Annotated in this window: 7 protein-coding genes; 5 read left to right on the plus strand and 2 right to left on the minus strand. The window is 71.9% G+C overall.

Annotation, left to right across the window (positions count from 1 at the left end; genetic code table 11):
• Window positions 1-2: 2 nt before the first annotated feature.
• From HZB25_11605 to ppk2, 3 genes are all read left to right on the plus strand, one after another.
• A complete protein-coding gene (locus tag HZB25_11605; protein MBI5837884.1) occupies window positions 3-935 on the plus strand; it encodes a homocysteine S-methyltransferase family protein in 933 nt (310 codons plus the stop codon).
• Window positions 932-3064 carry a trimethylamine methyltransferase family protein gene (locus HZB25_11610; GenBank protein MBI5837885.1) on the plus strand — a complete coding sequence of 711 codons (2133 nt, stop codon included), beginning with the start codon at window positions 932-934 and terminating at the stop codon, window positions 3062-3064. The genes HZB25_11605 and HZB25_11610 overlap by 4 nt, the downstream gene beginning before the upstream one ends.
• 132 nt (window positions 3065-3196) lie before the next feature.
• Window positions 3197-4072, plus strand: coding sequence for a polyphosphate kinase 2 (gene ppk2 / locus HZB25_11615; GenBank protein ID MBI5837886.1), 876 nt, complete (start codon window positions 3197-3199; stop codon window positions 4070-4072).
• Here the strand turns inward: ppk2 and HZB25_11620 are convergent.
• Together HZB25_11620 and HZB25_11625 are read right to left on the minus strand one after the other, a co-directional pair.
• Window positions 3997-4572 (minus strand): hypothetical protein, encoded by a 576-nt coding sequence (locus HZB25_11620; GenBank protein MBI5837887.1) that lies wholly within the window; start codon window positions 4570-4572, stop codon window positions 3997-3999. The two genes, ppk2 and HZB25_11620, sit on opposite strands and share 76 nt — an antisense overlap.
• A gap of 130 nt (window positions 4573-4702) precedes the next feature.
• Entirely contained in the window at window positions 4703-6706 is a 2004-nt protein-coding gene (locus HZB25_11625; protein MBI5837888.1) for an OPT/YSL family transporter, read from the minus strand.
• Window positions 6707-6845: 139 nt separating this feature from the next.
• On the opposite strand from HZB25_11625, the gene HZB25_11630 reads away from it, so the two are divergent.
• Together HZB25_11630 and HZB25_11635 are read left to right on the plus strand one after the other, a co-directional pair.
• A complete protein-coding gene (locus HZB25_11630) occupies window positions 6846-8732 on the plus strand; it encodes a glycosyltransferase family 39 protein (protein MBI5837889.1) in 1887 nt (628 codons plus the stop codon).
• 245 nt (window positions 8733-8977) lie between these two features.
• Window positions 8978-11858: hypothetical protein (locus HZB25_11635; protein ID MBI5837890.1), on the plus strand; the 2881-nt coding region annotated here is incomplete at its 3' end.

The following is an 11858-nucleotide window of genomic DNA, read 5'->3' on the forward strand; positions in this document are numbered from 1 at the left end:
CGATGAGCCCCTTCCTCGACCGCCTCGCCCGGGGACCGTGCCTGCTGCTGGATGGCGGCTTGGGCAGCGAGCTCATCGCCCGGGGCCTGCCTCCGGGCGCGCCCCCCGACCTGTGGACCCTCGAACGCCCCGAAGAGATCCTCGCCGTCCACCGCGCGTACGTGGAATCCGGCAGCGACGTCGTCCATGCGAACACCTTTGGCGCCAATGCGGCCCGGCTCGCGTGCTTCGGCCTGCTGGAGCGGCGGGCCGAGGTGAACCGCGCGGCCGTCCGGCTGGCCCGCGAATCGGGCGCCTCCCTGGTGGTGGCCGACATCGGGCCCACGGGGGAGTACCTGCCGCCCGTGGGCCACGGCGATCCCGCGCGCTGGCGCGCGCACTTCCTGGAGCAGGCCCGCATCCTGTCGGATGCCGGCGTGGACGCCTTCCACGTGGAGACCATGAGCGACCTGCGCGAAGCCCTGGTGGCGCTCGAGGCGCTGCGCGAGGCGGCCCCCGGGGTTCCGGCCATGGTCTCGCTGACCTTCGATCGCAAGAAGCGGGGCTTCTTCACCCTGATGGGCGACGCCGCGGTGGCTTCCCTGGCCCGGTTGCGCGAGGCGGGGGCGGACGCCGTGGGCGCCAACTGCACCCTGGCGAGCGGCGACATGCGCGACCTGGCGCTGGAGGCCGCCGCCGCGGGGCTGGCCCCGCTGGTGTTCCAGCCCAACGCGGGGCAGCCGGAGCGGCTGGCGCACGGGGTGCGCTACGCCCAGGAGCCGGACCGGTTCGCGGCGGAGATGGCCCCGCTGGCGGGGGTCGCGGGCGTGGCGGCACTGGGCGGATGTTGCGGGACGGACCCGCGCTTCATCGCGGCGCTGCGCGCCAGGCTGGACGTGATTGCGGCGGGCCCGGCATCGCCGGGCCGCGCGGGAAGTGTGGAGGGCACCGCATGAGCGCGCGCACTCTCGAAGTGCCGCTGAAGCGGGAGGACGTCCTGCATTTCCTGGGTTATCGGGGGCGGGGTGCGCCCGCGGCCTGGATCGAGGCGGGCCTGGGGCCGGCGATGGAGGACGCGCGCGCGCTGATCGCGCCCCGGGGCGTGAGCGTGTCCCCCCCGGCCGAGGCGGTCCTGGCGCTCGGGCTGCAGCCGCGGGTCGGAGCCCGGTTGGAACTGGGACTGGTGACCGTGGGCCCGGCCCTCGGGAAGCGGGTGGTGGAGCTGCTGGAGCGGGGCGAGCCCACCCGGGCGCTGTTGCTGGATGCCTCCGGGAGCGCGGCGGTGGAGGAGGCTGCGGACGCGCTCGAGGGCACCCTGCACCCGGGGCCGGTCCCGCGGCGCTTCAGCCCCGGCTATGGCGACTGGCCCCTGGAAGCGCAGCGCGGGCTGTTCCCGCTTCTGCCGCACGCGGAGCTGGGGGTGCAACTGCTGCCTTCGTGCCTGATGTCACCGCACAAGTCGATCTCGTTCGCGGTGTGGGTGGGTGGCGAGGAGCCCCGGGGTGTCCCGTCGGAATGCCGCGGCAGCCGCTGCGCGAGTTGTGGATGGACCACGTGTCCGTATCGCCACGACGCGCCGCCGGAAGGGCAGCCCGGGGGGGGAACGGGGGACGAGGACGGAGGAAACGTCATGAGCGAGAGCCTGCGGCCGAAACTCACGCTGTTTCCCGAGGCGGAGCCGGCGCGCATCGTGGAGGAAGGCTGCCGGGTGCTCGAGACGGTCGGCGTGCGGGTGGAGAACGACGCAGGCCGCCGGCTGCTCTCCGGGGCGGGGGCGCGGGAGACGAACGGGCGGCATCACATTCCCGAGACCCTGGTGCGCGCCTCGCTGGCCGGCGCGCCCGGGCGGCTGGCGCTTCACGACGTCCGCGGCGGGCTCGCGTGCGACCTGGGGGGCGACCGGGTCCACTTCGACCCGGGCTCGGCCGCGATCCACGTGCTGGACGCGGGCACCGGGCGCCGGCGAGAGGCCACCACGGCGGACGTGATTCGCCTGGTGCAGCTGGTGGACCGGCTGCCGCTCTACGCGGCGCAGTCCACCGCGCTGCTGCCCTCCGACGTGCCGCGCGAGCTGGGGGACCGCTTCCGGCTGTACCTGGCGCTGCGCCACGGCAGCAAGCCGGTGATCACCGGCACGTTCCTCAAGGACGGCTTCGCCCCGATGCGCGACATGCTGGCGGTGGTGCGCGGTGGCGCGGCGGAACTGGCGGCGCGGCCCCTGGCGGTGTTCGACTGCTGTCCCAGCCCGCCCCTGAAGTGGAGCGACCTCACGTGCCAGTCGCTGCTGGACTGCGCGCGCTCCGGGATCCCCGCGGAGCTGATTTCCATGCCGCTCACCGGCGCCACGTCGCCGGTGACGCTGCGCGAGGCGGTGGTGCAGCACTGCGCGGAGAGTCTGTCCGGAGTGGTGCTGCACCAGCTCGCGTGCCCGGGGGCGCCGATCGTGTGGGGCGGGGCGCCCTCGGCCTTCGACATGCGGCACGGCACCACCCCGATGGGCGCCGTCGAGACGATGATGATCTGCGTGGGCTACGCGCAGGTGGGCAAGAGCCTGGGCTTGCCGGTGCACGGCTACCTGGGGCTCTCCGACGCCAAGACGCCCGACTACCAGGCCGGTCTGGAGAGCGGCATCGGCGCGGTGCTGGCGGCGCTGGCCGGGATCCACATGGTGTCCGGGCCGGGGGCGCTGGACTACATCCTCACCCAGTCGCTGGAGAAGCTGGTGCTGGACCACGAGGCCTGCGCCATGGCGTTGCGCCTGGCGCGCGGCATCGCACGACACGGCGAAGATCCGGTGGCGCTGATCGCGGAGCTCGTGGACCGCGGCGAGTTCCTCTCGCACGAGCACACCCGCGCCCACTGGCGGGAGGAACTGTCGGTGCCCTCGGCGGCGATCGACCGCCAGACCTACGGCGACTGGGAGGCCTCCGGCGCGAAGACCGCCCTGGACCGCGCCCGCGCGGAAGTGGAGCGGCTGCTCTCGAGGGAGAAGCCGCCGGCCCTGCCGGAGGACCGGCTGGCCGCACTGGACGAAGTGATGGCCGCCGAGGCCCGCCGCGTGGGCTGGACCCTCCCGCGAGCCTGACCATTCTGCGAACCCGCCCATCGGGGCCCTTCGCCGTCCCCTGGTGCCGGTCCCGCACGCCCCTCAAGATGCGCCCCCCACGGCCGATAACAGCCCAATGGACCCAGGCCCTCGCTGGCCGGAGGATGCACGATGAATGAAGTCAGAAAGAAGCGCCTTGCGGTCGTTCGTGGCGGCACCGCCTCCGGGGCCGGGACCCCGGACCTCCCCGCCCGCATGTCCCGCAAGGACTACGAGAAGGGCAAGGCCCGTCTCCAGATTGAACTGCTGAAGATGCAGAACTGGGTGAAGGCCAGCGGGGAACGCGTGGTCATCCTCTTCGAGGGGCGGGACGCCGCCGGCAAGGGCGGCACCATCAAGCGGTTCATGGAGCACCTGAACCCGCGCGGCGCGCACGTGGTGGCGCTGCAGAAGCCCTCCGACGTGGAGCGGGGCCAGTGGTACTTCCAGCGCTATATCGCGGAGATGCCCACGGCGGGTGAGATCGTCCTCTTCGACCGCTCCTGGTACAACCGCGCGGGCGTCGAGAGGGTGATGGGATTCTGCACCCCCCGCGAGCACCTCGAGTTCCTGAGGCAGGCCCCGGTGCTGGAGCGCATGCTGGTGGGTTCCGGGATCCGGCTGTACAAGCTGTGGTTCTCGGTCTCGCGGGAGGAACAGGCCCGGCGCTTCCGGGAGCGTCAGCGCGACCCGCTCAAGCAGTGGAAGCTGAGCCCCATTGATGTCGCCTCCTTCGGAAAGTGGGACCAGTACACGCAGGCGAAGGAGGAGATGTTCTTCCACACCGACACGCCGGACGCCCCGTGGACGGTGATCAAGTCCGACGACAAGAAGCGGGCCCGGCTGGAGAGCATGCGATTCCTGCTGCACTCCCTGCCCTACGAGGGGAAGGACCTCAAGCTCGTGACCGCGCCGGATGCGCGGCTCGTCGGTCACGCCCGGGACCTGTTCGAGCGCGGAGAACGCAAGATCCTGGACCTGCCGAGGAAGATCGAGAAGGCCGCGTAGCCCGGATTCTCCGGGACTGCGGGCAGATACGCGGAAGGGCGGTCGCGCTCAGCGGCCGCCCTTCCGCTTGCGGCGCCCCTGGTCCAGCGCAGGAGGAAATAATAGGGGAGCGCGCCCAGCACGATGGCCAGCCCGTAGCGCGGCACCGGGTAGCCGCCCGCGGCGGCCACCAGCTTCAAGGGGGCATCCGGGAGCGGGGTGGCACGCGCCACCAGGATGGCGAGGAAGGACACCGACGGATTCGCGCGCATCACCGTTTCGAGCCGCTCGCGCGAGGGGGCCAGTCGGCGCATCCACGGCCGCCCCGAGGCCATCACCCAGCGCAGCGCCAGCAGCTGCAGCATGCTTCCCCCCGCGCTGGCCACGCTCCCCGCCAGCGCGACCTGCCAGGCCGGGTGGAACTTGCCGTACTCCAGCAGCAGCGGGGTGGTGGCGAATGCGAAGGTGGCGCCGTCGGCGAAGAGCAGCGCGCACAGCAGCCACAGGGATTCTGGGTTCACGAGGGCGCAGGGTACGCCTTCCGGGGGCCGATGACCACCGCCGCCTCCGGATCCCGCCGCCGGGACGTCAGCCGGCTTCTCCCTGTGGGTGAGACAACCCCCGAAAACCGCTGCAACACAGCGCGATAGATCACTTCCTGCCCGCCAGCCCGATGGCCGTGGCCAGCATCGCCAGCAGCGCCTTCATCAGCGATTCCCCCGCGATCAGACCCGAGGCCACCGGCACGTTGAAGGTCTCCTGGCTCCGGCGATGCCCCACGCTCCAGGCCCACGCGATCGCCGCCCCGATGGCGAACGAGAGGGTGTTGCTGAAGAACACCACCCAGCCCAGGCCGAGGCCCATGGCGGAGGGCATCCAGCGGCGCGCCCGGGGGAACAGCTTCTCGAGCACCGGGATCAGCACTCCCACGAAGGCGCCGACCAGGATGGCCCAGCGCGCCGAGACCGGCAGGCTCTCGAGCCCGCTGGAGAGCACCCGCGCCACGGCCACCCAGGTCTGAGTGGCGGGCAGCGGAAACTTCTCCAGCGCGGCGTCGTTGGGGATCATCAGGTACCACGCGGGCACGATGGCCAACGTGCCGAAGAACACCCCGACGAACTGGGCCAGGAACTGCTGGCGCGGGTTGGCGCCGAGAAGATAGCCGCTCTTCAGGTCGGTGAGCAGGTCGGCGGCGGCGGTGGCGCTGTTGGCGCCGATGCCGGCCGCGGCGAGGTTGTGCGTGGTGTTGCCGGGGGAGAGGACCGCGAACACCAGCTGCATCACCTTTCCCATCGCGCCGATGGGGGTGGTATCGGTCTCGCCGGTGGCGCGACTGGCCACCATCGCGAGCACGAAGGACATGCCCACCGCCACCAGCCCGGCCCACCAGTGGATTCGGAACGCCAGCACCTGCACCGCCAGCATGGCGATCGAGAGCGGGAGCACCCCGGCCAGGAACCACGAGTTGGGCACTTCGATCGCGGCCATGCGCGCCTCCACGTCCTCACTCAATTCGCTTCCGGCGCGCCGGCTGCGCAGCAGCTGGAACGACCGGGCCACGGTGCGCCATTGCAGCGCCAGGGAGGCGAGGCTGGCGAACACCATCACCGAAGTGCCGCCCCACAACGCCCAGCGCACCGGGTGGTACAGCGTGCCGCCGCCCACCATCGGAATGGAGGCCACCCAGCCGGGCGTGGCGGCCTGGGCCGCGTCGAGGCCCTGCAGCCACGGCGCCACCACCAGGTTCAGCGCCAGGGCGCTGGCGAACATGGACAGCGACACCCGCAGTCCCACGATCATCCCGGCGGCGATGAGCAGCACGCTGGGCTCGAAACCGAACGCCACCATGGGCTTGCCCGCCAGCATCCGGAACCCGTTCGCCGGGATCAATTCGGGCATGTGGATGTCGAAGGCGTGCGCGCGCATCCACACGAAGAACCGGCCGAGCGCCACGAACTGGTCCTCGGCGGTGTTCAGCACCCCCACGCCGGCGCCCACCGCCAGGGAGGCCACCAGCGCGTAGGCCTTGCGCATGGCTTCCGCGCCGTGGCTGTAGAGGCTGCGCAGCGTGGTCGCGGCGGCGATGCCCGACGGGAACGCCAGCTGCTCCTGGTTGATCAGCTGCCGCTTCATGGGGATGGCCAGGAACACCCCCATCGCGCCGGTCACCAGCGTGAAGGAGGCGACGATGGTCCAGGGCATGTGGTGGTGGTTGGGATCCAGGATCAACAGCGCCCCGAAGCAGGTGGCGATGGTGGCTCCGGTGGAGTAGCCGGCCGCCGACGCGGTGGACTGCATGCAGTTGTTCTCCAGCACCGACATCGGGCTCACCCGCCCGCCCAACAGCGTGCGGAGCGCGTTCCACAGCACGAACGAGAGCACGCAGGAAGTGATGGCCACGCCGAAGGACCAGCCCACCTTGAGCGTGGTGTACAGGTTCGAGACCGACATCAGCATGCCCAGTGTGGCGCCCATGATCACGGCGCGCAGCGTGAGCTGCGGCATGCGGCTGCCCTGGTACACATGGGTGAACCAGTGGAGGTCCTTCTCTTCGGGAGTGGCGTCTTCGCGCAGGGGGGGTGGCGCAGGGGGGAGTGGGCCCGCGCCGCCGCCGGGCGGCGCGGTGGATACGGGGCCGGGACGGTTGCGGGACATGGGCTCTCCTCGGCTCATCGGGTCTGGCGGCCCTGCAACGGGGTGAACGGATGCGGCGCTGGGCGCGAACCTAGCCGGGACGGGAGAGGGGCGCAACCGGCCTTTTCGCCGCGGGATGGGCTGTGGTCTACTGGCGGGCATGTCCACCCTGCTCTTTGCCACGCCCCACGCGCTTTTCGCGGGCTGCACCGTGGGCCTGGGGCTGATCGTGGGCCTGGCCCTCACGCGCGGCCTGGTCTTCCGCTGCACGGCCGAGCGCCTGGCGGTCGGCACCGGGATGGGGCTGGGCGCGCTCGGCTGCGCGCTCTCGGCGCTCGCCGCGGCCGGCTGGCTGCACCGCGAGGCGGTGCTGGCGCTCGTGGCGGCGGCGGTGGCGGCGGCATCGGCATGGATGCTGCGCCGGCCGCGGGTTGGACCCCGGGCTCTCCCCGGTCCGGGGCTGCTTCGCGTCGCCCTGGCCTCCGGCGCGGGTGCCGTGGGCGCCGTGCTGCTGGCGCCCGTCTTCCTGCTGGCCCTGTACCCACCGGTGTTGTGGGACGCGATCGGCTACCACCTGCCGAGCGCCCGCGCCTTCGTGGAGCACCATGGGTTGGTGATCACGCCCTTCCTGCGCTACCCGGCGTTCACCCAGCTGGGAGACCTGCTGTTCACCCCGGCCTTCCTGTTCGGAACCGACCTGGATGCGCAACTGGTGCAACTGGTCTTCTCGGGGGTGGTGGCGTGCACGGTGTTCGCATGGGGCGAGCGCGCCTCGGGTTGGCGCGCCGGGGCGTGGGCGGCGTCGCTGTGGCTGGGATGCACCCTGGTGGTGGAGTACTCGACCGTCGCGTACGTGGACATGACCCTCACGGCGTTCTGCACCCTGGCCCTCTTCGCATTTCACGCGGCGGGCGAGCCCGGGGGGGCGGGGAAGGAGGCCTCCCACGGCGGCTGGCTGGTCGCGGCCGGTGCGTTCGCGGGCATGGCCGCGGCCACCAAGCAGACCGGGTTGTTCTTCTGCCTGGGTCCGGGGCTGGTGCTGGCGGTCCGCGCGTTGCGCACCCGGCGATGGGACGACGTGGCCCGCTTCGTCCTGCCGGCGGTGGCGCTGGCGGCGCCGTGGTATGCGCGCATCATGGCGGCGACGGGCAATCCGTTGTTCCCCTTTGGCGCGGCGATCTTCGGCCCGGGCCCGTGGAACGAGGCGGACTACCGGCTGGTCGCGGCCAGCGTGCGCGGGGCGGGGCTTCCGGGCGGGCCGTGGGACATCCCCTCGGCGCTGTGGCACGTGGGTTTCCGGCATGGCGCGATGGGTTTCCGCGCCTTCCCATCGGACTGGCAGGGGCCGGTGGGAGCGGCGGTGATGGCCGGAGGGGTGGCGTGGGCATGGGCGCGCGTCCCTGCGGCCCGGGCCTGGCTGGCCACCGCGGCGGCCTACCTGGGAGTGTGGCTGGTCACCGGGCCGCAGGTGCGTTACCTGCTGCCGGTGCTGCCGCTGGTGTGCCTGGTGAAGGGGACGCTCGCGGACGGCGTCCCCGCGGCCATTCCCGGGCTGCGCCGGCGAGCGGTGCCGTTGGCGTGGGCGGTGGTGGGCTGCGCGCTGCTGCTGCACGACGGGGGCACGCACGCCACGCGTGTCATGGAGGCCCGCGGCCCGCTGCCCACGGACGCGACGGCCCGGGCGGCGCTGCTGACCGCCGTGATCCCCACGCACTCGTACCCCGCGTACGCGTGGATGAATGCGCGCCGCGGCAGGGACTACACCGTCTACGCCCTGCACGACGACACCATGGCCCACTACTGCGACGGCAGGTTCCGCGGCGACGTCATCGGCCCGACGCGGTACTCCGGCGTGCTGGGGGCGATGGGGGACGGCCGCTCCCTGCACCGGGCCGTCCGCGGATTTGGAGCAGACTACTTCCTGGTGACCGAGTACTACGGCCACACCGAACTGCCCCGGGATGCCTGGTTCACCGATCATTTCCGGCCGGTATACCGGGACCGCAATGTCCGGCTGTTCGAGGTGCTCGCCGCGCCGCCGGATTGAGGCCCGCCGGGGGAGCCAACGGCTCACGCTCGCAGGTGGCGCGCCCCGGGATGCGGCGAGCCCCCCGGAATGACGAGCGCCCGCATCCGGGGGCGCTCCCGCCGATGGCGCGTGCTGTAAACATTCGACCGCCGCGGGCCGATATCCTCTTCGGGGGGTCCAGCGGGGCCGAAGTGCGTGGTTCCAAAGCCCTTATCTGGACAATTCAGCGCATCCCGACTACACTTTCTCCACTCTAATCCAAAGTGAAGCGCGCCTCCCCCGGGGCGCTCGCACCGAACCTGCGCATCTCCGGCCCGTGGCGCCTCGTGGCGGCGGGGCTGGACTGGAACCACACCTCGAGGGGGGACCCCATGAGCTTTGCCGGGCGCATTCGCGTCGCGCTGCTGTTCACCCTGGGCCTGCTGGGCCCGGTCCACGTTTCCGGTGCGGCGGCCGCGCCGGCCGCGGCGCCCGGGAGCCGGGCGGGCGTGCCCATGACGCTTTCCGTCGGGGTGACGGAGGACGTCTCGAGCCTGATGCGCCGCCAGGCGCTGCTCAACGCCACCGGTGGCGTGCTGCGCGACGCGGAACGGGATGTCGAGCAGCCCGACCGCTCCAGCCTGCCGCAAAACCCCGCGTCCCCCTTGAGCGCCAGCACGGGCGGCTCGCCCGCCGGGCTGGGCCCCATCCGCGACCTCGGCCCCTTCACTCCGCAGACGATCGGCACCAGCTTCACCGCGGCCACGCTCAGCGGCACCAACCCCACGCTGTCCTTCCCGCCCGACTGCATGGGCGCGGTGGGGCCGACGCAGATGGTGGTGTTCGTGAACGGGCGCCTGGTGACCTTCAACAAGACCACCGGCGTGGCCGACGGGGTGCTGAACCTGAATCCCGACGTGTTCTTCGTCAGCGTGCGCAACGGCTCCAGCACCAGCGACCCGCGCATTCGCTACGACCGGCTGACCGGTCGGTGGTTCCTGGTGATCATCAACGTGTCCACGCCCAACCGCATCCTGATCGCGGTGAGCGACGCCGCCAGCGCGGGGGTCATCTCCGGCAGCACGGTGTTCACGTACTTCTTCATCAACATCGCCACGCTTCCGCCGACCATCTCGAGCACCTGCCTGGCGGACTATCCCACGCTGGGGGTGGACGCCAACGCGCTCTACATCGGCACCAACAACTTCTGCGGGTCCCCCATCCAGAGCTTCAACAGCACCGACGGCTACGTGATCCGCAAGAGCTCGATCCTGGGCGCCGGCCCGATGGTGGTGACGGTGTTCCGGGGGCTGGTCGCCACCTCCGGGTCCACGGGCCCCTACACCCCGCAGGGCGTGGACAACTTCGACCCGGCGGCCACCGAGGGCTACTTCATCGGGGTGGACAATCTCTCGTACGGGTTGCTGCAGATGCGCCGCGTGTCCAGCCCGGGCGGGACTCCCGCGATCTCGGCCAACGTGCCGATCACGGTGTCCGCCACTTCCGCGCCGCTCCGGGTGCCGCACCTGGGCAACACCGGCGGCGCCAACGGGCAGCTGAGCGCGCTGGACGACCGGTTGTTCGCCGCCCACATCCGGGGCGGGAAGCTGTGGACCGCGCACAACATCGGGGTCAACAACACCGGCGTGGCCTCCGGGACCATCACCCGGGACGGCTCGCGGTGGTACCAGCTGACCGTGCCCCCCGTCAGCGGCACGCCCACGGTGACGCAGTCCGGCACGGTGTACACCGCGACCGCGACCAACCTGACCACCGAGCGCTTCTACTGGATCCCCTCGGTGATGGTGAGCGGCCAGGGCCACGTGGCCATGGGCCTGAGCACCTCCGGCAGCAACGAGCGCGCGAATTCCGCCGCGCTCGGGCGCTTCCCGGGCGACCCGGCGGGCACCATGCAGGCCGCGACGCTGTTCAGCAGCAGCGCCACCGCCTACAACCCGCCCAGCGACCCGGGCGGCTCCAACGGCCGCCGCTGGGGCGACTACTCCTACACCAGCGTGGACCCGCTCGACGACCAGACCATGTGGACGGTCCAGATGTTCTGCGACGCCACCAACTCCTACGGCGTGCGCGTGGCCAAGCTGGTCCCGCCGCCTCCGGCCACGCCCGCGACGGTGGCCGACGTGACCGCGGGACAGAACCCGGTGACCGTGACGCTGACGGGCACCTCAGTGACCGGCTCCAGCTTCTTCGACCCGGGTCCGGACCTGCCGGGCGTGCCCGCGTTCCACCACCTCTCGGCCTCGATCTCGAACACCGGCGTGACCGGCACCCCGCCCACGGTGGTCTCGGCCACGTACGTGGACTCGGTGACCGTCTCCCTGGTGCTCAACGCCTCCGCCGCCACCGCCAACCTGGTGGGGGAGAAGTACACCGTGACCGTCACCAACCCCGACGGACAGACCGCCGCGGCCGCGGTGCTGCGCGTGGTGGCGCCGGCGGCGCCGACGGTCTCGGTCACCTCGCCGGTGGGCGGGGAGACCTGGGCCATGGGCAGCTCGCACAACATCACCTGGACCGCCAGCAGCGGCGCGGCCATCACCGGCGTGGACCTGGCGTACTCCACCGACGGCGGCGCCACCTATCCGAACGTGATCGCCACCGGCCTGGCCAACTCCGGATCGTACGCGTGGACGGTGCCCAGCGTGGCCACCTCGACCGCGCGGGTGCGCGCCACCGCGCACGACGCCAACAGCCAGAGCGGCAGCGGCAGCAGCCCGGCCGACTTCACCATCGCCGACCAGTCGGCCCCGTCGGTGAGCATCAGCTCCCCGTTGGGCGGGGAAGTGTGGGGGATGGCCTCGAGCCACAACATCACCTGGACCGCCACGGACAACGTCGGCGTGGTCGCGGTGGACCTGGCCTACTCCACGGACGGCGGCTCCACCTATCCCAACGTCATCGCCACCGGGCTGGCCAACTCCGGGTCGTACGCGTGGACGGTGCCGTCCATCGCTTCGACCACGCTGCGGGTACGGGTCACGGCCGCGGACGCCGCCGCCAACTCCGCATCCGCCGCCAGCCCGGGGAACTTCACCGTGGCGGACCAGACCGTGCCCTCCGTGGCGGTCACCGCGCCGGTGGGCGGGGAGACCTGGGCCATGGGCTCCAGCCGCAACATCACCTGGACCGCCACGGACAACGTGG

Source organism: Candidatus Eisenbacteria bacterium, assembly GCA_016235265.1.
Lineage (GTDB): Bacteria > Eisenbacteria > RBG-16-71-46 > RBG-16-71-46 > JACRLI01 > JACRLI01.

Excerpts from the sequence above, each read along its gene's own strand:
- HZB25_11605 (MBI5837884.1), top strand. The coding sequence starts at position 3 with ATGAGCCCCTTCCTCGACCGCCTCGCCCGGGGACCGTGCCTGCTGCTG.
- HZB25_11610 (MBI5837885.1), top strand. The coding sequence starts at position 932 with ATGAGCGCGCGCACTCTCGAAGTGCCGCTGAAGCGGGAGGACGTCCTG.
- ppk2 (MBI5837886.1), top strand. The coding sequence starts at position 3,197 with ATGAATGAAGTCAGAAAGAAGCGCCTTGCGGTCGTTCGTGGCGGCACC.
- HZB25_11625 (MBI5837888.1), bottom strand. The coding sequence starts at position 6,706 with ATGTCCCGCAACCGTCCCGGCCCCGTATCCACCGCGCCGCCCGGCGGC.
- HZB25_11630 (MBI5837889.1), top strand. The coding sequence starts at position 6,846 with ATGTCCACCCTGCTCTTTGCCACGCCCCACGCGCTTTTCGCGGGCTGC.